The organism is Porphyromonadaceae bacterium W3.11 (assembly GCA_030434245.1).
Classification (GTDB): domain Bacteria; phylum Bacteroidota; class Bacteroidia; order Bacteroidales; family Porphyromonadaceae; genus Porphyromonas_A.
The window spans coordinates 132068-153832 of record JAUISX010000002.1 but is presented as its reverse complement, the minus strand read 5'-3'; the positions used below and the strand labels follow the sequence as shown (position 1 = coordinate 153832).

Below are 21765 nucleotides of genomic sequence, written 5' to 3'. Positions count from 1 at the left end.
ATTCAGACGATTTCTATCGAAAATTTTTCGAGAATAGCTTTTTGTGGGACATTTCATAAAGTATAGTGGAGTCTTAGAACTAATGCCAGTGTAATTGATGTAAAAACCTCCGAAATAAGAACTTATTTCGGAGGTAAATAATGTAAGGGTAAAGTTATGTGATTACTTTACTCATATACAGCCACAACTCCGCAGGCATTAGCAACACCTGTTTGTATCGCGTGGACAATTTTATTTGTAGATGGGTCAAATATTACAACATCTTGTCCCATTCCTGTTAAGTAAAGATAATTAGAGTTGTTGATGGTACCGATATGATATTCCATGAGCAGGGAAATCCCAGCACCTTCTAAATCAAGATCAATAGAAGATGCCTTGCCTGATAGGACATCTATTACATTGGTTGAACCTTGTAATAGTGACCAATTAAATTCACACGTATAAACTTTATTATTCTTGTACGTTATATCGGAGGCATTAACGTCCTCTATCTTATTGATGCTATCATCACTAAGATTCAATTTATAGAGAGCATATTCTGGATAATTGGTATTAAAATAGAGTATGCCATTGTTTGCAGATACGATTCCCGTTGGATTTTTTGCTGTTGTAATAATCTTTGTTTCGGTCATTGTTGATACATTTACAACAGATATTTTATTGTCTGCTCCTTGCCCTGAGTTGCACACATAGATGTTTCCGTCATAGTAAGTTAAACCCTCAGCTAGGGTGCCGCTTAATGCTGCGTGACCATCGAGTTCAAGAGAAAGTGTATCAAGTCGAACAACCTCATTTGAATAACTGCTAATATACAATTTACCTCCTTCGGAAATAATATTACGAGGCTTTGCTGGTGCACCATTCTTATCCTGAAAAGGTAGTCGTTTAATAGATTTACCTGTTTTTAGATCTAAAACTTCAACATAGTTAGTTCCTTCTTCTGATCCTGCTCCAAATCCAGGGCCTGTAACAGCGATGTACATTTTACTCCCATAGACTTTTAATGAGTTGCCTGTATCTCCCAGTTTCTTTCCATTTATGGCCTTAAACTGTTTTTTCGAAACTTCGCCCTTTGCAATATCAAACCAAGCTATTTCCGAGTCATTTTTGCCCATGTTCCCTTCGCTTAGAATCCAATAGCCCAATAGGCGAGGTCTTTTCTGTTGTGTTATTCCTATTTTTAATTGGTTCTTTGATTTAGAAATCAATAGGACTTCGGAGACTCTTGTTTTGTTTTCTGGATTTTCTTTAACTTGAACTGTTATTTCTTTTATTCCTTTTTCATAAGACAATTCCGCTGAACGTGTTGAAGGAATATCAGATACGATAACGTTTATCCAATTTGGAGTCTCTGATACAAACCATTCTTCGTTGCTGTCAACCGTGAATGACTGCTCTCCTCCCTCGAAAGAAAAAACAAGCTCATTCTCCTCAAGATCTACACCTAAATGGGGTTTGAAATCATCCTTTTTACATGCTGTGAAAGCTACTACAACAAGTAAAATCGCATAAATTCTAATTTTTCTCATTTCTTATTCTAATATTTAAAGCTACACTTACTGAATACCTATCGTATTCTTGTTCTTTATATGATTTATGGAATCGTAAATAATCTATTATTTTTAAACCTGACAAAGCTACGACTTTATATTTATATTTCAGAGCCCTTTAAGTATGTTCGTCGTAAATATAAATGGATATAAAAATGTTGGAACGTACGTCTGCTAATCTGCTATGAAAGATGCTATTTATTGCTGTTCCCCGTTACGTGTTCTTTTGTCATACTAGAATAAGTATTTAGAGTTGATATTTATCTGGAAAGCCGTCTTTTATTTTACTTTGTATTCCTGAAAAAAAGGACACTTTTGCAGGTACTAATATTTATCTATAGAGCTTGAATTTTTCGTTATGAAAAGAAAAAATGATACTGTCCCCAAAAAGTGTGTAAGTCCCAAGAATGTTATCTTTGAAAAGTTAAAAACAAAAGATAAACAAGAAGATGAGACTTACACAAATGCAATTTAAGGAAATTCTATCAAACGTGATGACAGAGCCAAATGGAGTTGGTCGTTTAATGGAGTTAATCATCGAAATAGCGATGCAAGGGGAGAGGGAACTGTATAAAGAAGATAGTGGCGATGTGAGCAATGGATACCGCCCCCGTCGCATCTTTGCGAGTGGTAATATGCTAGAATTACGAGTACCCCGAACTCGACAGCAGGGCTTCATGCCCTTGATTTTAGGCGTTCTCAAAGATCAAGAGAAAGAGATGGGAGAACTAGCAGGTTATCTATATAGCTGCGGTAATACGATGGAGGATATCTCTGGAGTATTCGAGCGTTTGTATGGTAAACGTTATAGTACGAGTCAAATCAATCGTCTCTCCTTATCGACCCAAGAAGCAGTAGAAGAGTGGCGTCAAAGACGTCTACCGAGGACTTTAGAGGCACTTGTTATCGATGCTACATATCTTCCTGTACGGAGAGGAGAAAGTGTGAGCAAGGAGGCATTTTTTGTAGTGATGAGTTTAGATAGCGAAGGACGTCGAGACATCGTGGGTGTCTATAATAATCCAACAGAGGGAAGCGGCATCTGGGGCGAGTTTTTTGAGGATCTAAAAAGCCGAGGACTCGAAGAGGTAGGACTAATCATTTCAGACGGGTTGAATAACATTGAAGAGGTTGCACGTGAGCACTTTACAGAAGTGGAAGTCCAGCTCTGCACGGTGCATCTACAGCGAGAAATAACTCGAAAGATACGCCCTCGAGATAAGTCAGCCATCGCAAGTGATCTACAGGAGGTCTTTAGTAAAGACGGCTCAAGAAGCTCACCTTTAGATGGCCTAGAGAGCTTTAAAAACTTTGCGTTCAGATGGCGTAAGAGCTATCCTTTTCTCACAAAAATAGCTAACGGTCAGAGGATAGAGTATTACTTCACATACCTAAAATACGACGTCAGTGTTCGCAAGTACATTCATAGTACTAACTGGATAGAACGCTTCAATAGACAGGTAAAGAAAGGGGCTCGATATAAATGTGCATTACCTAGCGTAGAATCCGCTCTACACTTGATAGGTAGTATTGCAATCAATGCAAACTATCTGAAGAAAAGAATAGGAGATCTAACTCTTGGACTTAGGAAGAACAATGAAAAGTAAATAACAACAATGTGCTTTATTTTCCAACACAAAGATATCAACCTAAAAGAATACGGCAAGGCGGTGTCTCCGCGGTGCTACGACAGCCTTGCCTTAATTCTTTATTGGTCTATCTTTAATGTTTATGGAAAACAAAGCGAAAAAATATGTAGGTTTGCTTTTCAGAGACGCATTCTGCCGTACACACTTTTGGGGACACTACCGAAAAAATCATCTAGATGTCTGCGGATAGTTTTTGTGATATAAAAAGAGAGGCGAGCAATATATTTTCCTTTGCTGTAACCGTAGAAATTATTTCTAATGGTCCAGAAAGTGAAATATATTGCTCGCCTCTATTATCTAATCAGGAGGTGTTGGTCGTAGCTAGTCTATTGAGATAATGTGAATAAATCATTCACTAAAGGGGTACAATCACTAGCTGCAGCACACCCCCCCTCTTACTTAAGCATCAATGTGGGGGTTTAGAGTGTGCCACTCACTTACAGGAGGGATAATCCCCATTTGGATAATCTCATCTCTCAATTTGCATAGGTGTTCGTAGCTAGCGTCTAGATCCGCCATCTCTTTAGGTGTACCTTGGATCTCTTTGTGAGTAACGGTACCGTCAGGAAGTATCTCGGTCTCCATCGCCATCATAATATGCTTGAACTTCTCTGTGTTCATATAGCATCCACTTGGCCAGTCAAATTTCTTTCCACCCATTGCAGCACGAATCATTTCTAGTGATAGGTATGCAGGGCTTTGGAAAGAAGAGCGACCACGAAGTTTGATGATGTTCGCACCACCTTGAATGACGCGTTCACGTAGTTCATTCCAATCCTCGCGAGGGAGTTTTTCTGTATCTACTAAGACAATCAGTGGTGTACCTGCAATTTTTACCTGAGAGGCAAAGACAGCCATAGTTTCTCCGTGACCTCCATAGGTGCGAGCACCCGTAACCTCATCTTGTGAGACATTGAAGTATTTTGCTAATTCGCTCTGAAGTCTGGTGCTGTCTAGAGCCGCTAGAGTGGTTACTCTATTGGGTTCGATGCCAGCATGAAGCATGGTGACGAGTCCTGTTATATCTGCAGGATTGAAGATAACTGTAACGTGCTTAACATCTGGGCAGTATTTGCGAATATTCTGTCCTAGTTCAGCGGCTACCTGAGCGTTACCTTTGAGTAGATCTTCTCTTGTCATGCCATCTCTACGAGGAGCACCACCTGATGAGATAATGTATTTAGCATCTGTAAATGCCTCTTCGATAGAGGTGGTGTAAGTCATGTTGATGCCATCAAAGTCACAGTGATGCATCTCTTCTATCATTCCCTCAAGAGCAGTAGGGTTAACGTCATACAAGCAAATGTTTGGCGTTAGTTTCATCATTGCTGCTGTTTGTGCCATGTTACTACCAATCATTCCAGCAGCTCCTACAATGACCAGCTTATCGTTTGTCAAAAAATACATATTCCTTCTTTCTTTTTTAGTTTATATACCGTAATATATTGTCATTTATTCGATATCTTAATCCGCACACAAAAATAATAAAAATAAATCAATAAGGGAAACTTTTCTCTATTGAAGTTGATATTTAATCTTTTTTGTGTAATTCAGTAGTTAATAAAGCCCAAAAAAGTCCTTGCTAGCTGTAAAAAGCTCCGCAAGGACTCTTATTGATTTTATGCGTTTGAGATATGAATGTTATTATTTGAGAGCTATGCACGATGGCTATTTACTGTGTTGCTTTCGGCATTCGGGTTTGGTCTTATTAATACGTTCCCCATATCTAAAGCCTTAGCACTTGATATCATATCCATCTTGTAAGCTTTCGCCAGATTTTCTATAAAATCTGTGAGAATAACACTTTGCGTATCATTCTATATTATATGTTGAATTCTTTTCTAAAGAAATCAACTAGAGTGAGTTCTTCCCAAGTAAATAAATCTACTTGCTGTCCAAATTTTTCTGCCGCTCTTGGAGTTCTACCCATGTGTCCATAAGCTGAAGTCTCCTGATATATTGGTGCCTTAAGGCGAAGATTCTTCACTATGCTGTATGGACGGAGGTCATATATCTCTTTGAGCTTCTCGGAGATCTCTATGTCCGAAAGACCAACATTGGATCTGCCATAGGTATCCACAAAGAGGCTGACGGGCTCAGCTAATCCTATAGCATAAGCGACTTGTATTTTTATTTCGTCGCTAACACCTGCTGCGACAAGGTTCTTAGCCAGGTGTCTTGTGGCGTAGGCAGCGGAACGATCTACCTTACTGCTGTCTTTTCCACTGAAGGCACCTCCTCCGTGTCCAGAGCGACCACCATAGGTATCCACGATGATTTTTCTTCCTGTAAGTCCAGTGTCGCCTGCAGGGCCACCAATTACGAACTTCCCAGTTGGGTTAACGTGAAAAATGATGTTATCATCAAAGAGATCTTGCACCTTGTGAGAGTACTTTTCGATTACCTTAGGGAGGACTATATTCTTAATGTCCTCTTTGATCTTTTGTTGCATTATCCGATCTGCCTGTTCTTGCTGCATACCATCGTGAGGCTTGACGAATTCATCGTGTTGGGTACTCACTACGATCGTATGTATGCGGTTCGCGGTCCGGTCAGTATTGTATTCCAGTGTTACCTGACTCTTTGCGTCTGGGCGAAGGTAAGGCATAAGCTCGGGATCTTCCTTTCGGATGCGTGAGAGTTCTTGGAGAATGGTATGGGAGAGTTCTATTGGTAGGGGCATGAGGTTGTCACTCTCATTAGTTGCATAGCCGAACATCATACCTTGGTCTCCTGCTCCCTGGCTTTCGGCACTTTCCCTGACTACTCCTCGGTGAATATCAGGACTTTGTTCATTGATGGCAGTTAATATACCACACGAATTACCATCAAAGAGATAATCACTTTTGTTATATCCAATCTCATTGATTACACGGCGAACAGTGCGAGGTATATCCACGTATGCTTCGCTGCGAAATTCTCCAGAAATAACTACCTGGCCAGTAGTGACGAGGGTTTCGCATGCTACTTTGCTCTCTGGGTCCTGTGCTAAGAAATCATCTAAGATGGCGTCAGAAATCTGGTCGGCGACCTTATCTGGGTGCCCCTCGCTTACTGACTCTGAGGTGAAAAGATAACTATTCTTACTCATAATGTTGATTATTATATATCAATTAATGCCGAGTAAGTGTGGAGAATATGCTATGAAAGAAGGTGGTGAATAACAGAGATAGGAGGGATATAGAATCCCAAATCCATAAAGGACTGCTAAATAATCAGCCTCTTTAGCATTCTTTTTACGTGGTTGCAAGCAGCACAAATCTCTCCACGACCAAACACGACAATGGTTTGTAAATTTTTTTCTTCGTCCACAAAGATACATAATCTCATTGGATTATTCATCTTTTCTTTCAAAATCACTATAATGTGTGATGATATGAGTATTATCGCTTTAATACTTTAGTGATAGGCATTCGAAGGCATCCTTGCTTCTTTTCTACGTATCTATGGTATAGGGTATAAAGTATTAGACCTACAGAGATGCCTACCGCTGAGCCGAAAAGGACATCTTCAGTGAAGTGCTGAGATAGATAGACTCTCGAAAACCCTAGTAATGCTGCTAGGATAAACGCTATTAAGGCGATATCCTTACGCTTAGACATTAGGACAATGCAGATCATTAAAGCGAAAGCAGCAGAGGTATGACCTGAGGGAAAGCCATTGTGACTATACACCTTAACGCCCTCCACTAATGGTAGTGAGTGGTCGGGATAGAATAGCTGAAAGTATACTATAGGACGTGGCTCTCTGAATACTAGTTTGAGTCCATTTGTGACGAGTGCATTGATGCCAAGTGTGACTAGGATGTATAATGATGAGCCGACCTTATAAAATAAATATCCAATGGCTATCACAAAGGGTAAGGACGCACCTAACTCAGTATAGTATCTGAAGAATGAGTCGAGAAATGGGGTGTGGTACTGATTCATCGTCAGGTGTAACATCCCTTTGTCTGTCATCAGTATTGTCACTAAGAGAACAGTAACGTAGATAAAGTAAGGGATGAAGAACCATAGGAGATATGAGTAGTCTTTCTGTCTCATTTCTTCTTCTTAAATATTTTAGATTTCATGAGTCCCCACTTATTAAGTCTATACTTTATGGAGACGCCTAAAACGCCAAAACCGTAGATAAAGCTTCTCTTGAGGTTAATGGAGGAGGCTTCTTCAAAATACTTTGTAGGACAAGTCATCTCTCCGATTTCATAACCTGCGTAGAAAATCTGTGCCAGCATCTGGTTATCAAAGATAAAATCATCCGAGTTGACGTTGTAATCAATACTTTTTAGCACCTCGGCAGAGAACGCTCTGTAGCCTGTATGGTATTCGGATAGCTTCTGGCAGAGAAAGACATTTTCAAAGAAGGTAAGGAATCTATTGGATATATACTTGATCATGGGCATTCCCCCTTTTAATGCTCCCTTCCCTAAGATACGTGATGCTAAGGCTACAGGATATACGTCGTTAGCTATCATGTAGGCCATGGAATGAATCAGCATCGGAGTATATTGGTAGTCGGGGTGAACCATAATGACGATATCGGCTCCTAGCTCTAGGGCTCTATTGTAACAGCTCTTTTGGTTACCGCCGTAGCCACGATTATGTTCGTGTTTGATGACCTCCTTGATCCCGAGGGCATATGCCTTCTGTACTGTACGGTCGCTACTGGAGTCATCTGTTAGGATGACCTCATCAACGATATCAAATGGGATTTCATCATAAGTCTGCTCCAATGTTTGCTCAGCATTATATGCTGGCATTACTACAATAATTTTCTTACCATTAATCATAAATCTATATTCTTTTTCGTTCTTGACATTTCTTTTTGGGGATAACGAGCAAAGAAGGCGTATCCGTTTTTTTGGTAAAGTGGTACCAAATCTCTCGTATTCTTTTCCAGATACTCGAGATCTCTTGGGACATTCCAAGTAACAATATATACTGGTTTGTCTATCTGACCACTTAAGAGGTAGTCAACATCATCAATATTATTTTGAGGTTGTCGCTTAGGGTAGAAGTAGATGGCATAGCTCTTATAAACAGAGTGTATATAGCAATCTTCGCCTTCTTTCTCTTTCAAAAATTCTATCACAGCCCTTTGGCTATAGGCCTCTATCTGTTTTGGAAAAAAGAGCACTCCTAAGTATATGAAGAGTAGTGAACCACTCAGAAGGAAAATAAGGGACTTCAGTGGCTTACGCTTTTTGTAAACAATAAATAAAATCACCGCTATGATGAGTATGATGCCAAAAAGCCACTCAAAGCCATACCAATGTGATGTGGCTTGGAGGTTTTGTACCGCGAAGTCGTCTTTGATGTAAGGGATTAGATGTATCTTGAATGAATCAATAAATGGGATGGCAATGGTAGCTAGTCCTACGGGGATGGAGATGACTAAGAGTAGAGTGTCGATGATCTTACCAGGCTCCAGTTTCCCCTCTCTCCACTTCTGAATATACCACGCTGCTAAGAATGTGATAGGGAAGTAGCACATGGATGAGTAGTGTACAATCTTGGTCTGAATGATTGAAAAAAGTATTAGTACCACCCAGAGGGTAATCATCATCCATCTGAAAAAGTGGGCGATGTTTTGGTCGTCCTCCTTTTGTAATATTCTTCGTCTCATTGTTGGTATTGCAAAGACTGAAGCTGGGAAGACGCCAAAGAATAGGATGATGAAGTGATAGAATGGAAACCCTCCATGTCCAGCATCCTGTTGTCTGACCAATCTAATTTGATAGACGATGAAGTCCCATATAATGTCTTTGTGTCCACTAAGTATCTGGAAGATAAACCACAGGCCGCCAATTAGTGCAAAAGCGATGATGAAAACGATTACATCCTTCCATCTAAAGCTAGATATCCGCACTTTTGCTGTGAGTATATAGATCCCAAATGTGAGAAGAAAGATAAGGAATCCCGCTGGTCCTTTGGTCAATGTAGCTAACCCTAAGAATACGGCAGACAGTAAGGCTTGTAACATCCTATTGCCTTGATGTTTGGGGGCTGTATAGGACATCATAAAGTAGATGCCTAAAAATATAAAGAGGTTGAACCAAGGGTCTATAATACCTGACTTAAAGTAGAAAAATGGGAGGAAGGAGCAGGCGTATAGTAACGTCCAGGTGATCCCAAATGAGTATGACTTCCAATGCTTGCCAATAAGGAAAAGAACGACGAGTGTCACTACTCCCGCGATAGCATTTGGAAAGCGTGCCGCAAATTCATTGACTCCAAAGATCTTCATAGAGAGTGCCTGCATCCATATAAATAGAGGGGGCTTCTCCCAAAAAGTGTTGAAGTTAATCTGAACATTTAGATAATCCCCCGTCTTTAGCATCTCTCGTGCAGATTCAGCAAAATTGATCTCATCCCAGTCGAAAAGATGTACCCCACCTAGCCCTGAGGTAAAGAGGAGTAGTCCAAAGAAGGTGATGAGAAGGGGTGTGAAAATATGATTCTTAGGGTTCATAAGCAATGTGAACTAGCATTCAGCTCATTTTAAAGTGAGTTAAGCTTACTTCTGGAGTTTTGCAGTGGTTAGGACTTCCTGAACTATATCGTCATTCTTTGAGAGTCGGATTACCTTGTGTTGTCCTCCGAGTTTGCCTTTTTCTTTCATCCATTTGTAGAAGGTGCCTTTTGGTACAACGTCAATTACTGGAGGCTGTAGCGAAAAGTCTTTGTACCTCTTTGCCTCGTAATCCGAATTGAGTTCCTGTAATACTTCATCAAATCGTTTTGCAAAAATAGACATCTCGTTCGGTGCTTCTTCCCACTCAAAGACCCAGTGATGATAGCCCTTGCCTTTCTCACTAAGAAAGACAGGTCCTGCTGTATATTCGCGTATCTTGCAGTTGAACTCCTCATTGAGTCGTGCGAAGGCCTCATCAGCATTTGTTACCATCAGTTCTTCTCCAAAAGCATTAATGAAACTCTTAGTACGCCCTGTGATGATAAACTTATAAGGGCTATCATTGGTAAAGCTGATGGTGTCTCCAATGACATAACGATATAAGCCACCAAGGTTGCTGATGATCATTGCATAGTTTTTCCCAAGCTCTATGCCTGAAAGAGGTACGGTAGGGCAGTCTTGGAGATGGTCCTCATCATACTGATCCATGGGGATGAATTCGTAGAAGACGCCATAGTCAAGCATTAGGAGCATAGATCGATCGGCTGGGTCATCTTGTATGCCGAAGAACCCTTCTGAGGCATTATAGGTCTCCATGTAATTTACCCCTTCGCCAAGTATCTTTCGGTACTCCTTCTCGTACGGTGTGAAAGCAATTCCTCCGTGAAAAAAAACTTCTAGGTTGGGCCAAATCTCTCTTATAGTCTGCTTGCCACTCTTCCTAAGTAATTCTTTCATAACAGAAAGCATCCAACTAGGTACGCCTGAGATATTACTGATATCTTCTTGGATGATAGCATCTGTAATGAGGTCTAACTTCCGTTCCCATTCAGGATATAGCACTATATCAATATCCGGAACTCGTAGCAACCGACCAAAAGAGGGCATCTTCATCAGAAGCACAGCTGAAAGGTCCCCAGTGTGTATAGTCCTGTCTTTATGGATGCTTGTATCATACGTTCCAGCAAGAGCAAACGCCTTGTGTCCAAGGATGTTGCTTTCTGGATGATTGAGTAGATAAATGAGTATGGAGTCTAACCCACCTTTGAAATGGCATTGGTTGAGATGTCGAGGATTGGTGGGAATGTATTTGCTCTTGGCGTTGGTCGTTCCACCACTTTTAGAGAACCATGACGTGCGTTCATCTGTGAGAATATGACGTTCCCCAAGTAGCATTTGCTGAATGCGAGGTGCAATGTCTTCGTACTTAACAATGGGTACTTTCTTGGCATATCTTCCGTATGTGGTCCGAGAGTTAATCCCTATCTCTGCACCGTACTTGGTGCGAGCAAGAGTCTTGGATATTTTTTCAAGTTGCTCAAGCTGAATATTATGTGCATCAGTACGATAGCCCTCAAGCTGTCGCCTTCTCCTATCGGCTATTTTCTTGGCTATAGCTGTTTTTATATCCATGTTCTGATGACGCCTAATCGTTTTTGTATTTAATGAAAGAACTTTGTGTAGTGATAGATACAGTATCTATCACATATACAAAGCTCTTCTTATATCCAATCTCAGTAAGGCTCATACTTTGGTATAGCCCTTTAAGTGCAATAGGATTATTTATCTTCTTTCGTATTGACTAGTGGCTCTTCATTGCTGCTGTAATTGTCGTTCAAGTACTTTGTTACAGCACTGGTAATGTCGTAAGCCTTTTCAGCATATAAGATGTTATCACCACCTGCATTAGAGAAAATGACTTGGAACTTACCAATCTCGGTATTATATTTCTTCACGTGATCCATAATGGCATCCCTCAGTTTTGTGTTCATGTCAGCTTCTTCCTGCATTAGCTCTGCCTGAAGTTTCTGGCTATTGACTTGAAATTCTTGTTGCTTCTTAAGGATGCGTTCTTGCTCACGTTGTGCTCTGCTTTGATCAAAAAAGGCATTGTTCTCAATCTTACGTTGGAATTCCTGCATCTCTTTTTCTAGAGCACGAGCCTGTTGATTAAGTGTAGCTTGGCTAGACTCCATTTTACGCATTAGCTGATCCCGTAATTCCACGGCGTAGGTGTAGTTGGTAAGAAGGCTGTCAATGTTGACGTATGCAATAGGCATTTGGGCCGACATTTCTACACCTTCTGTCATTGTTCCAGCGTGAGTTGCATTATTAGCACCTTTTTTATTCCCCGAAAAGTGTAGGATAAAAAGGATCACTACTGCTATTGCCAAGATGGCCGAGATAATAGTATTGGTATTCTTCATTTTTTTATGTATTACAATCCATAGCAAGTTTCCTTGCTGCTTTTATAAATGTTTTGTGTGACAATCTTTATTCTACTCTTTCCTCTTTTGCTATTCGGTCAAAGAGATTCTCCTCTGTTTGGGCGAGATGGTGTTGATGCCGATGACAGCTTAACCCCATGTCTGTAAGCTTTTTATTGTCATCCACATGACTGCTAGGAAAGCCCCACCTTTTTGTAAAAAAAACACGTACACCGAGTAGTAAAATAACTATAGCTACAATGGTAAGTGTCAGTAATAATGTCTGAGTCATAAATCTTGGACTTATAAATTTGTCCTCAAAGGTAAGCCTTTTTCCCTCAATAGCAAAGGGTTTAACCCATTTTTAGAATATCTAAATTCTTCTGGAATTCAGATATTCTAAAAATGGGTTATGAGGCGTATGCTCTTAAAACTGTACTTCAGGAGCTGTTTCCGATCCAGGAAGAGCTTCAAAATAGGCCTTCTTAGAGAAACCCAGAATAGAAGCGACAATATTACGAGGGAAACGGCGGATATAAGTGTTATAACCTTGCACAGTATCATTAAAGAAAGCCCTCGTTGTAGCTATTTGATCTTCTGTTGTTTCTAATTGACGCTGTAGCTCTTGAAAGTTGGTATTGGCTTTAAGATCAGGATAACGCTCTACGACTACCATGAGTTTACCAAGTGCCTGAGTTAGATTGCCCTGTGCTTGGTTGAACTGCTGAAGAGCTTCGGGTGAAAGATTATTAGGGTCAATGTTTACCTGAGTAGCTTTGGCACGGGCTTCGACTACCCCTGTAAGGGTTTCCTGCTCGTGTTCGGCGTACCCCTTAACGGTATTAACGAGATTCGGAATGAGGTCGGAGCGTCTTTGGTACACATTTTCGACTTGACTCCAAGAGGCGTTTACACCCTCTTCAAGGGTTACCATTTTGTTGTTTGAAGAGATGCCATATCTTGCACCCAAAAGCACGACAACGATTACTATGATGATCGTTATTACTGTTCCTTTTTTCATGATCTTAATTTTCTCTTTTATTAATTTGATTACTTTAATTTCACCTCTCCTCTTTCGATTTTTCTATTACAGTATTTGCACTGTAAGATACCTTTCTTTTTATCGAGTACAGAAAAGTCACTTTCCATAGGTTCGTTATTCGTGATGCACTTTGGGTTGGGGCACTTCACGATGCTATGTAGTCTATCTGGGAGAGATACATTTATTTTTTTTACCACCTCATAGTCTTTGATGACATTGATGACAACCTCTGGTGCTACCAGTGCCAGTTTATTTACTTCTTCTGGAGTAAAATGCTTTTTTTCCACCTTGATGATGCCTTTTCTTTCAAGTTTTCTACTCCGGAAATTTCGGCCAATGGTAATGGGGTATGGAAGATCAAAAAGATCTAGGAGCCTAACGACAGGCTCTACCTTCTCTACTGGGATATGATCAATAACGGAGCCATCCTTGATGGCTGGTACTTTCAGTTCGCCTTTTTCTATATTTGCCATGACTTTTTAATCCTTAACTTCAATTCCTAATGCTCTGCAAATCATTGCCTCTCTCACGTAAAGCCCATTTTGTGCTTGTGTAAAGTAATATGCGTGTGGTGTCTTATCCACATCTATGTGGATTTCATTGACCCTAGGGAGTGGATGAAGTATTCTCATGTTTTCTTTCGCCCCCTCTAATAGTGGAAGGTCCAAAATGAAGCTGTCTTTAATTGCTTTATAATCTTCATCATCTGTGAATCGTTCTCTTTGGACACGAGTCATGTATATGATGTCACTCTTTTTTATGACGTCATTAGTCAATTCCCTTGAGTAGTCTGTTTCTATCCCATATTCATCGCATAATTCTCGATACTCTCTTGGTAACTCTAGTTGCTGAGGTGCTATAAACGAGAATTTTGGTGAGAAGTGGTGCATCCCCTCGATAAGTGAATGTACCGTCCTTCCGTATTTAAGGTCGCCCACCATAGTGATGTGAAGATCCTGGAGTGAGCCTTGTGTTTTACGGATAGAGTAGAGATCTAATAGGGTTTGAGACGGGTGTTGATTAGCACCATCACCTGCATTGATGATGGGTACATTAGTCACCTCGGTTGCATACAATGCGGCACCCTCTAGGTGATGTCTCATGATGATGATGTCGGCATAGTTACTGACGATCTGTATGGTGTCATTGAGGCTTTCGCCTTTTGAAGTGCTAGACACTTTTGCATCCGAGAAACCAATAACCTTACCGCCAAGACGATTAACAGCTGTCTCAAAGCTCAGTCGGGTACGAGTAGAGGGTTCGAAAAAAAGCGTTGCTGCGACCATTCCATTTAGGAAATCCCTGTTGGGTCGCTTTTCGAAACGCTCTGCTACATCAAGGATCTCTAGAATCTCTTTGGCATTTAATTGCTTAATGCTGTATAAGCTTAAATTGTTCATATCCTTTTATTTAAAATAACAGCTACTTTTTGATAACAAATATACGATTTTCATCATGTATTCATTGGGTTAACTTTATATATATTATGAGTGTCACATGGAAGTGTTTCTTAGCCTTCAATGGAATCAGTTCGTTGGGATGAAAAAATAGGCGTCCAAAAATGATGGAACGCCTATTTTTATTGTTTACACGGAGTATTTTTCCAGTAGCTGAGGTTGCTTATTGAGTATCCTCAAAGCATCCTTGGCTGCATTTTGGTGAGCAATCTTCTTGGATGTCCCGATGCCGGTAGCTATGCTTACTTCGTCTGGACCTATCAATAGTGCACAACGATGTATGATCCCTTGACCTTTTTCGAGATGGGAATCAATGTGGGCAAAATTGAATCTTATCTTATGTTTCTGCATTAAGATGATGAATTCCGTTTTATAGTCCTCCTCCTTTTTTGAAATAACCTTTAGATTGCTTTTTGAGACAATGAGCCTACTTCGTACAAACTTGGAAGCTATATCAAATCCCAAGTCTAGATATATCGCTCCTACGAGAGCTTCAAGAGCATTCCCGAGTAGGTCGCTATTCTTCAGATCTATACTATCGTCGGCATATAGTACGGTGTCAAGTCCTATTCTTTCAGCTACCGTATTTAGATGATTTCTATTGACGATGAAAGATCGGATGCTTGTGAGAGTTCCTTCACTTTCATTTGGGTATAGTTCATAAAGAGCATGCCCTACGGCACAACTGATCACAGAGTCTCCCAGGTATTCAAGTCTCTCATTACTCGACAGTGCGTCGACGTTATCGTACGATTTGTGAGTAAGTGCTTGTCGATATAGATCTTGATGGTTAATTGTGTATCCGATTAAGTGCTCTAAGAACGCTGTTAGAGGATCATCATTCTTCTCCAGTCTATTCCCTTGAGTCGGTTTTTCCTTAACCTTGCGTATTGGCAACCATTTTAGGGCGTAAGCTATGAAGTGGGTGAGTTTTTTTGACACAAGCATAGATTTATGTCTTATTTATTAAACCCCCTAGAGTATTTCTATTTCTGAAAATTCTCCAGGGGGCTATGTCTTATATTTGTTACTTAGTCAGTCTTATTTACTGAATTTCTTAAAGATGACTGAAGCGTTATGACCACCAAATCCAAATGTGTTAGAGAGGGCTATATTGATTTCCCTCTTTTGCATTTTATTAAAGGTGAAGTTCATGTTATAATCAATGTCTGGGTCATTGTCCCCTTCTTCATGGTTGATAGTTGGTGGAACTACTCCATCTCTAATGGCTAGAATACATGCCACCGCTTCGAGGGCACCAGCAGCTCCTAGTAGGTGACCTGTCATCGATTTTGTGGAGCTGATATTGAGCTTGTATGCGTGTTCCCCAAATACATCCTTGATGGCTTTGACTTCGCTAATGTCGCCAACTGGAGTAGATGTTCCATGAACATTGATGTAATCAATATCTTCAGGACGTAAGTTGGCATCCTCAAGTGCATTTTTCATCACTAATTTAGCTCCTAACCCTTCTGGGTGAGAGGCTGTGAGGTGGTAGGCATCAGCTGAGAGTCCAGTGCCTACTAGCTCGGCATAAATCTTTGCTCCACGAGCTACAGCGTGGTCGTAGTCCTCGAGAATGATGGTCGCAGAGCCTTCTCCAATTACAAAGCCATCGCGACTAGCACTAAATGGCCTGGATGCAGTTTCGGGGCTATCATTTCTAGTTGAAAGTGCCATCATTGCGTTAAAGCCACCCACGCCGCTAATGGTTACAGCTGCTTCTGCACCACCAGTAACGATCATGTCCGCCTTTCCTAGCTGAATTAAATGGTAGGCGTCAATCATAGCATTGGTCCCTGAGGCACATGCTGAAAGCGTAGCATAGTTAGGACCATGAAAGCCATATTGCATACTGATGTGGCCTGCTGCCATGTCTGCAATCATTTTAGGAATAAAGAAAGGATTAAAGCGAGGTCCCCTTTCTTCATCATAACCTAGAATCTCTTCTTCAAAAGTTTTCAATCCCCCAACACCACTAGTGTAAATAACACCAGCACGATTTTTATCTATTTTCTCAAGGTCAATTCCAGAATCGTTTATAGCTTCAGCCGCACTGACCAATGCGTACATTGTAAAGAGGTCGTATTTCCGAGCCGTTTTCCTGTCAAACAGAGTTTTAGGGTCGAAGTCTTTTACTTCGCAAGCGAATTGGGTCTTGAATTTCGAGGCGTCAAATCGTGTGATCATTCCAGCCCCGCTTTTTCCAGTCTTGAGTGCTTCCCATGTTGTCGGCACATCATTACCCAGCGGTGTGATAGCTCCTAGCCCTGTTACTACAACTCTTTTAAGTTCCATATCTCTTTCTTCTATTTGTGTCTAAATCTGTCGATTCTGCGTTCTCTTTCAAAAGAGGCTATAGCACGCACCCCCGACAAGTGCCAGTTGGTCGTTGCTATAGCCCCATTTTCCTGTTGTACCCACACCTTATTATGGTCGTGTACTTGTTTTGTTTTCGCTTTAATAGCGAGTTTGGTTTACTTTACAGCTGCCTCAATATGACTGATAGCATCACCTACAGTCTGAATAGACTGAGACTGCTCATCTTCGATCTTGATATCAAATACTTTTTCAAATTCCATGATTAGCTCTACTGTGTCTAGAGAGTCTGCACCAAGGTCATTTGTAAAGCTTGCCTCATTGGTTACTTCGCTTTCGTCAACGCCTAGCTTATCAACGATAATTTCTTTTACTTTAGCTGCAACATCGATATTTGCCATAATACTTTTCTAAATTTGTACGTTTTATAATAGTGTCTTGTTTCAAATTTCCTACAATTATAGTTATCTTTATCTCGAAGCTCGAATAATTGCGTAACAAAGATACATAATTAATGCACATTGCAAGGGTGGTTGTGCTAATTTAACATATATTTGATGAAAAAACTGGCTATTTTCGCATCGGGAGGAGGGACGAACATGGAGGCTATAACACGTTATTTTCTAGATAAAAAGCCTTCAGATATTGTTGTGGCTTGTGTTATAACAGACCAAAAGAATGCTTATGTAAGAGAGCGCTCTAAAAAGTTTGGCATACCATGTTTCTACATGTCCAAGCAGCAATTGAATGATAAAGAGTATCTATTAGGGTTGCTTGATACATACTCCGTAGATGCCATCGTCTTAGCTGGTTATCTTCGATTGGTTCCCACTTTCTTGTTAGAAGCTTATCCCGAAAGGATTGTCAACATTCATCCTGCACTTCTACCTAAATATGGAGGAAAGGGAATGTACGGGATGAATGTGCATCAAGCGGTGAAACAGTCTGGTGAACGTGAGACAGGTATTACCATTCATGTTATTGATCAGGAATATGACAAGGGTAAGACTCTGTTTCAAGCAAAAGTTTCTATTGAGGATACCGATACTCCTGAGGATATTGCCAATAAAGTGCATGTGTTGGAGCACAAGTACTTTGCTCCAACAATTGAGCGTTGGCTTAATTCAAACTGATTTAATATCCTGACGTTGTTTTTTAGAGGGTCAATTCGCTGATGATAGTACCATCTTTTAGCACTATCCATGTGTTAAATGAGTGCAATCCTTCAGTGAGTTCGAAGACTCTTGCTCCCTGCCCTCCAGGTATGTTCCCATAGGTGAGCTTGCCTCCAGTACTCCTACCATATATGAGTTTTAACCCATAGTAATCGGATACATAATCATTCACATGATCATGTCCCACACTGGTAGCCATGACATCTCCCGAGATAAGCATTGCAGCACCTAATCCAGTGTTGATTATTGGTGCACATGGTTTTTCTAGACGATGACCAGAAAGCTTGTATGACTCATCATTTGCTACAATGTTGTACTCAGGAATTGGGATATGAAAGAATGCTAATGCAGGTAATGGTTTTCCCTTATTTAGTTCAGTGTATTGTTTGCTTTCTTTTAGATACCATGCTACCTGATCCTGTTTGATCCAATCATACCCAGTAATACCTCTGTCCTGCAAGGAAGAGTAGGCATGGCTATCAATAATGTATATGAGTGCTTCATTGTTACTACTTTCGTGACCCTTTAGTTCGATGATATAATTGGTGATTCCAGAAATACCTTTGGTGGTTGTGGTTATATTGTATTCCATTGCTGTCCGAGGAATTCGGAAATGGGTATAATGAGGGGGCTCAATCGCTGATTTTATGCGGTTGAGCCTCATTATTTTGAATTCCAAGCCCCCTCAGTCAAAAAGAGTTGCCATTTTGGGTGGTTCCGAGGCATCTTTTAGACACTTTTCCCAGTCTTTTTCGGGATAATTAAAGAGACTATAGAAGTTGACGTAATACATTAAAGTTATTCTGACCATTGTAGCAAGACCAGAGAAACTCCAGGACCGATCCAATCGCTGTTTCATTATCATCAGTAACAGATTGGCTATCAAGGTTACCCAAACTTGGATCTTGATTGCATTGGCACTCTCTCCGTAGAAGTATCTAAGAGGAAAGTTCTGTTTCAATTGCTTGAAGAGCAACTCTATAGCCCATCTCTCTTTATAGATCTTGATGATTTCATTAGGATCTGACGTCAAATCATTCGTCAGTAGCGAAATGAGGCGGTGTTTCTGTACGTCAGCGTACGTGATGATACGAGCTCGATGCTTAATCGCTTCTCCTTTCTGTAACTCCTTTTTGAAGGTCACCTGTTGCACACGAACCTCCATTCCCTCGTGTTCCGTTTGATAAATAGTGTCCTTCTCCACCTTGTACACCAAGTTTTTCTTCATCTTAGTGACGTAGATAACCCCTCTCTGCGTCATCTCCTCAAACTTAGCATAGTTGATATAAGCACGATCCATCGCAATGATATCACCCTTCGATAGATGTGATGGTATGAGCATAAAGGAGTCATGAGTGGCTGCTGAAGTGAAGCGGACATCGGCGGGAACACCTTCATTTGCATGGATAACAGTGTGTACTTTCACTCCGCCTTTCTTCTTCCCAATCTTGGGATGTCTTCCAACACCTTTGAAAACGATGTTGGAGAAGAGAGTTATTGTGGTGGAATCAATAATTTTAAGTTGGTTAAACCATTTAGGCATATTTCCTCCTCTACGTTGCCGGCTGTCCGATGAAAGAAGATGATGGTATCGGGCGTATAAGCCCCTATAGATTGCTCCAAAAACTTCCTCTGGACGTCTTCTATTTGCGTCTGAGAGAGTACTCTTACATGCGATATTTGCAATTCCTAAATGACTGAGCTTTCTTGCTTCAGATTGCATGGAGACAGTGATCTCGCGTAGTGAATCAAATCGATTGAGGATGGCATAGAGCATCACAACGAGGTGTGTCCATGCATCAAAACTCTTAATGTAACGTTCGCCTCCAAGTTCCTTGCTAATTCGAAGAACTCTTGACTTATCAATATTCTTTGTGATCTGAGAATAGAGCGGCTGTCCGATAAAATGTGTACTTTTACTCATGGTTAAATGTAAATAGAATGTCAATGCAAATTTAACCCAAAGGGCTGACTCCACAAGTTGGAATCAGCCCTTATCTATTGCCACAAAAAAACTTCCCCGGACAGCAATGATTGTATTCAAACTTTTTTAGGGCCTCAAATATTTCTTGACGCGTCATATCACTCTCATCATCATGATTCCCAAACGTGTACGCAAATGGAATATGTCGTCTTTCTGCGATCATAAAGACTGAGTCTATTGCTTCTGAGATAGGACTTCCTGTGATAATGTCGCCTGTATAAATGATAAGATCAGGCTTTTCTTCGTCTAAAATATGGCACATTGTTTCTGAGGCTTCCTGGGTCTCGGTTTTTTGAGGATCCCAATGAACGTCTGTAAATTGAACAATTTTGAATTTACCATTAGCTCTGAATGATAGTTCCACTTTCTGAGCCTCTGCTTTTGCAAATGATGAAAAGACGATGAGCAAGAAAAATAATAGTGGAGAAATTGAATTTCTGTAGTTCTCTTTTTGCATGATCTAAATTAACTAAACAAGTTGTGAGAATTTGTTGTCTTGACAAATTTAATTTATCCATGTTAACAGCAGCTTACATTGATGTAAATTTGATGTGTTCTCGTTCTGCTTACTATACAACCACTGTAATTTATCGTTCATTATATTTAGGGATAAAGAATACATTTTTATTGGTCTAATGAGACGAATCTACCGTCGATTAGAGCTAACAGATTTCTAAATTCCTATCTTTATTATTTTTAATTTCTACCTGAGCTCTCAAAATTATTTAGCCGATTAAAACGTTAAAATTTTGGTCGGATTTTGTAAATAAAATATTATGTATATATATGCAACGGTTCAGTTACTCTTGGTTGGGGTAACAGGTGTTTTTACTAAAAGGATTTACTATGCAAAGTGCTGATTTAGACGTTCAATTTGATTTGATGAAAGTTGGATTGACTGAGCGTGAGGCTAAGGTCTATCAGGTATTGGTTGGAGTTCGTTCAATGACAGCAGGGGCCATCCCACGGTTTACCGATGTGCCACGTACAAAAGTCTATGAGGTTCTGAATTCTCTAATTAGAAAGGGGTTCTGTAAAGAGAAAAGTGACGATGCAGAGGGTAATGTTTATTACGCTGTTCACCCTAAGATAGCATTAGGTAACCTTCTTTTTTCAGAAGAAAAAAGATTAGAAGAAATTAAGGGGATCAATAATCAGATCAGCAAAATATTATCTCCTATTTTTGATAATAGTTCAGAGCGGTTAAAGGATTATGATTTTGTGGAAATGTTAAGAGGTCCCAAAGAGATCGTGACAAGATATAGACAGCTTCGGGATACAGCTGAATATGAACTGCTTGAGTTTACTAAAGGTCCCTTGGCTATGTCGGAGGAAGATATTAATGCAGGAGCAGAGATTAGTAAAGAGTTGATTTCAAGAGGCGTTAAAGCGATGTCTATATATGAGATTGATGACTCATTAGAGCAAAATCATAGTTTTGGCTTCGCTTTGAAAAAGGATAAAGAAATAGGTGTAGAGGCTAGATATATTTCATCGCTCCCCGTCAAACTTAGTCTTTTTGACGATAAATACACGATGATATTCATGGATGATCCTACACTGCTACGCCAGAATCTTACGGCATTGGTTATCGAGCATAAAGGTATGAATACACTTATAAAAATGGCTTTTGAAGCATATTGGGAAATGTCAAAGCCAATTGAGGATGACTCAATTAATATTATGGAAGATAGAGTAATGCACTCATGACCTATATAATCGCATCTATTCACTTTGATTTCTGTGGCT

At 40.2% G+C, this 21765-nt stretch carries 21 protein-coding genes; 3 read left to right on the top strand and 18 right to left on the bottom strand.

The window, feature by feature from the left end; genetic code table 11:
- Positions 1–167 precede the first annotated feature (167 nt).
- Positions 168–1529, bottom strand: coding sequence for a hypothetical protein (locus QYZ87_03250; GenBank protein MDN4753547.1), 1362 nt, complete (start codon positions 1527–1529; stop codon positions 168–170).
- A gap of 485 nt (positions 1530–2014) precedes the next feature.
- On the opposite strand from QYZ87_03250, the gene QYZ87_03245 reads away from it, so the two are divergent.
- On the top strand, positions 2015–3157 hold the full coding sequence (locus tag QYZ87_03245; GenBank protein ID MDN4753546.1) for an IS256 family transposase: 1143 nt from the start codon (positions 2015–2017) through the stop codon (positions 3155–3157).
- 441 nt (positions 3158–3598) lie between these two features.
- Here the strand turns inward: QYZ87_03245 and QYZ87_03240 are convergent, their stop codons facing one another.
- From QYZ87_03240 to QYZ87_03175, 14 genes are all read right to left on the bottom strand, one after another.
- Complete coding sequence (locus tag QYZ87_03240) at positions 3599–4606, bottom strand: malate dehydrogenase (protein MDN4753545.1); 1008 nt, start codon at positions 4604–4606, stop codon at positions 3599–3601.
- Between the two features lie 415 nt (positions 4607–5021).
- Entirely contained in the window at positions 5022–6290 is a 1269-nt protein-coding gene (gene metK / locus QYZ87_03235) for a methionine adenosyltransferase (GenBank protein MDN4753544.1), read from the bottom strand.
- 292 nt (positions 6291–6582) lie between these two features.
- The gene (locus tag QYZ87_03230) at positions 6583–7242 is read right to left on the bottom strand and encodes a phosphatase PAP2 family protein (protein ID MDN4753543.1); all 660 of its coding nucleotides are present in this window, start codon (positions 7240–7242) and stop codon (positions 6583–6585) included.
- Positions 7239–7988 (bottom strand): glycosyltransferase family 2 protein, encoded by a 750-nt coding sequence (locus tag QYZ87_03225; GenBank protein MDN4753542.1) that lies wholly within the window; start codon positions 7986–7988, stop codon positions 7239–7241. The genes QYZ87_03230 and QYZ87_03225 overlap by 4 nt, the downstream gene beginning before the upstream one ends.
- Positions 7985–9670 carry a glycosyltransferase family 39 protein gene (locus QYZ87_03220; GenBank protein ID MDN4753541.1) on the bottom strand — a complete coding sequence of 562 codons (1686 nt, stop codon included), beginning with the start codon at positions 9668–9670 and terminating at the stop codon, positions 7985–7987. Before QYZ87_03220 ends, QYZ87_03225 begins: the two co-directional genes overlap by 4 nt.
- A 45-nt stretch (positions 9671–9715) precedes the next feature.
- On the bottom strand, positions 9716–11245 hold the full coding sequence (locus QYZ87_03215; protein ID MDN4753540.1) for a GH3 auxin-responsive promoter family protein: 1530 nt from the start codon (positions 11243–11245) through the stop codon (positions 9716–9718).
- Between the two features lie 146 nt (positions 11246–11391).
- A complete protein-coding gene (locus QYZ87_03210) occupies positions 11392–12039 on the bottom strand; it encodes an OmpH family outer membrane protein (GenBank protein ID MDN4753539.1) in 648 nt (215 codons plus the stop codon).
- A gap of 67 nt (positions 12040–12106) precedes the next feature.
- A complete protein-coding gene (locus QYZ87_03205) occupies positions 12107–12331 on the bottom strand; it encodes a hypothetical protein (protein MDN4753538.1) in 225 nt (74 codons plus the stop codon).
- 135 nt (positions 12332–12466) lie between these two features.
- The gene (locus QYZ87_03200) at positions 12467–13060 is read right to left on the bottom strand and encodes a LemA family protein (GenBank protein MDN4753537.1); all 594 of its coding nucleotides are present in this window, start codon (positions 13058–13060) and stop codon (positions 12467–12469) included.
- A 29-nt stretch (positions 13061–13089) separates the two neighbouring features.
- Positions 13090–13554: an aspartate carbamoyltransferase regulatory subunit gene (pyrI, locus tag QYZ87_03195; GenBank protein MDN4753536.1), complete on the bottom strand. Its 465-nt coding sequence runs from the start codon at positions 13552–13554 to the stop codon at positions 13090–13092.
- Positions 13555–13560: 6 nt separating this feature from the next.
- The gene (pyrB, locus tag QYZ87_03190) at positions 13561–14481 is read right to left on the bottom strand and encodes an aspartate carbamoyltransferase (GenBank protein ID MDN4753535.1); all 921 of its coding nucleotides are present in this window, start codon (positions 14479–14481) and stop codon (positions 13561–13563) included.
- 186 nt (positions 14482–14667) lie between these two features.
- The gene (locus tag QYZ87_03185; GenBank protein ID MDN4753534.1) at positions 14668–15486 is read right to left on the bottom strand and encodes a ribonuclease III domain-containing protein; all 819 of its coding nucleotides are present in this window, start codon (positions 15484–15486) and stop codon (positions 14668–14670) included.
- Between the two features lie 93 nt (positions 15487–15579).
- A complete protein-coding gene (gene fabF, locus QYZ87_03180; protein MDN4753533.1) occupies positions 15580–16836 on the bottom strand; it encodes a beta-ketoacyl-ACP synthase II in 1257 nt (418 codons plus the stop codon).
- A 179-nt stretch (positions 16837–17015) separates the two neighbouring features.
- Positions 17016–17258: an acyl carrier protein gene (locus QYZ87_03175; GenBank protein MDN4753532.1), complete on the bottom strand. Its 243-nt coding sequence runs from the start codon at positions 17256–17258 to the stop codon at positions 17016–17018.
- Between the two features lie 156 nt (positions 17259–17414).
- Between QYZ87_03175 and QYZ87_03170 the strand changes: the two genes are divergently transcribed.
- Complete coding sequence (locus QYZ87_03170) at positions 17415–17990, top strand: phosphoribosylglycinamide formyltransferase (protein MDN4753531.1); 576 nt, start codon at positions 17415–17417, stop codon at positions 17988–17990.
- Between the two features lie 22 nt (positions 17991–18012).
- Here QYZ87_03170 and QYZ87_03165 read toward each other — a convergent pair whose 3' ends face one another.
- The 3 genes from QYZ87_03165 to QYZ87_03155 form a co-directional block, all read right to left on the bottom strand.
- Positions 18013–18624, bottom strand: a complete 612-nt coding sequence (locus QYZ87_03165) for a metallophosphoesterase family protein (protein ID MDN4753530.1) — start codon at positions 18622–18624, stop codon at positions 18013–18015.
- Between the two features lie 93 nt (positions 18625–18717).
- Positions 18718–19956: an IS4 family transposase gene (locus tag QYZ87_03160; GenBank protein MDN4753529.1), complete on the bottom strand. Its 1239-nt coding sequence runs from the start codon at positions 19954–19956 to the stop codon at positions 18718–18720.
- A 70-nt stretch (positions 19957–20026) separates the two neighbouring features.
- Entirely contained in the window at positions 20027–20473 is a 447-nt protein-coding gene (locus tag QYZ87_03155; protein MDN4753528.1) for a metallophosphoesterase, read from the bottom strand.
- A 389-nt stretch (positions 20474–20862) separates the two neighbouring features.
- Here QYZ87_03155 and QYZ87_03150 point away from each other — a divergent pair, with 389 nt between their 5' ends.
- Positions 20863–21726: a helix-turn-helix domain-containing protein gene (locus QYZ87_03150; GenBank protein MDN4753527.1), complete on the top strand. Its 864-nt coding sequence runs from the start codon at positions 20863–20865 to the stop codon at positions 21724–21726.
- Positions 21727–21765 lie beyond the last annotated feature (39 nt).

What these genes read in the sequence shown, in the direction of transcription:
- QYZ87_03185 (MDN4753534.1), bottom strand. Translation starts at nt 15,486, where the DNA reads ATGCTTGTGTCAAAAAAACTCACCCACTTCATAGCTTACGCCCTAAAA.
- QYZ87_03165 (MDN4753530.1), bottom strand. Translation starts at nt 18,624, where the DNA reads ATGGAATACAATATAACCACAACCACCAAAGGTATTTCTGGAATCACC.
- QYZ87_03175 (MDN4753532.1), bottom strand. Translation starts at nt 17,258, where the DNA reads ATGGCAAATATCGATGTTGCAGCTAAAGTAAAAGAAATTATCGTTGAT.
- QYZ87_03205 (MDN4753538.1), bottom strand. Translation starts at nt 12,331, where the DNA reads ATGACTCAGACATTATTACTGACACTTACCATTGTAGCTATAGTTATT.
- metK (MDN4753544.1), bottom strand. Translation starts at nt 6,290, where the DNA reads ATGAGTAAGAATAGTTATCTTTTCACCTCAGAGTCAGTAAGCGAGGGG.
- QYZ87_03250 (MDN4753547.1), bottom strand. Translation starts at nt 1,529, where the DNA reads ATGAGAAAAATTAGAATTTATGCGATTTTACTTGTTGTAGTAGCTTTC.
- QYZ87_03170 (MDN4753531.1), top strand. Translation starts at nt 17,415, where the DNA reads ATGAAAAAACTGGCTATTTTCGCATCGGGAGGAGGGACGAACATGGAG.
- QYZ87_03160 (MDN4753529.1), bottom strand. Translation starts at nt 19,956, where the DNA reads ATGAGTAAAAGTACACATTTTATCGGACAGCCGCTCTATTCTCAGATC.
- pyrI (MDN4753536.1), bottom strand. Translation starts at nt 13,554, where the DNA reads ATGGCAAATATAGAAAAAGGCGAACTGAAAGTACCAGCCATCAAGGAT.
- QYZ87_03240 (MDN4753545.1), bottom strand. Translation starts at nt 4,606, where the DNA reads ATGTATTTTTTGACAAACGATAAGCTGGTCATTGTAGGAGCTGCTGGA.
- QYZ87_03225 (MDN4753542.1), bottom strand. Translation starts at nt 7,988, where the DNA reads ATGATTAATGGTAAGAAAATTATTGTAGTAATGCCAGCATATAATGCT.
- QYZ87_03210 (MDN4753539.1), bottom strand. Translation starts at nt 12,039, where the DNA reads ATGAAGAATACCAATACTATTATCTCGGCCATCTTGGCAATAGCAGTA.
- QYZ87_03215 (MDN4753540.1), bottom strand. Translation starts at nt 11,245, where the DNA reads ATGGATATAAAAACAGCTATAGCCAAGAAAATAGCCGATAGGAGAAGG.
- QYZ87_03200 (MDN4753537.1), bottom strand. Translation starts at nt 13,060, where the DNA reads ATGAAAAAAGGAACAGTAATAACGATCATCATAGTAATCGTTGTCGTG.
- QYZ87_03155 (MDN4753528.1), bottom strand. Translation starts at nt 20,473, where the DNA reads ATGCAAAAAGAGAACTACAGAAATTCAATTTCTCCACTATTATTTTTC.
- QYZ87_03150 (MDN4753527.1), top strand. Translation starts at nt 20,863, where the DNA reads ATGCAAAGTGCTGATTTAGACGTTCAATTTGATTTGATGAAAGTTGGA.
- fabF (MDN4753533.1), bottom strand. Translation starts at nt 16,836, where the DNA reads ATGGAACTTAAAAGAGTTGTAGTAACAGGGCTAGGAGCTATCACACCG.
- QYZ87_03220 (MDN4753541.1), bottom strand. Translation starts at nt 9,670, where the DNA reads ATGAACCCTAAGAATCATATTTTCACACCCCTTCTCATCACCTTCTTT.
- pyrB (MDN4753535.1), bottom strand. Translation starts at nt 14,481, where the DNA reads ATGAACAATTTAAGCTTATACAGCATTAAGCAATTAAATGCCAAAGAG.
- QYZ87_03245 (MDN4753546.1), top strand. Translation starts at nt 2,015, where the DNA reads ATGCAATTTAAGGAAATTCTATCAAACGTGATGACAGAGCCAAATGGA.
- QYZ87_03230 (MDN4753543.1), bottom strand. Translation starts at nt 7,242, where the DNA reads ATGAGACAGAAAGACTACTCATATCTCCTATGGTTCTTCATCCCTTAC.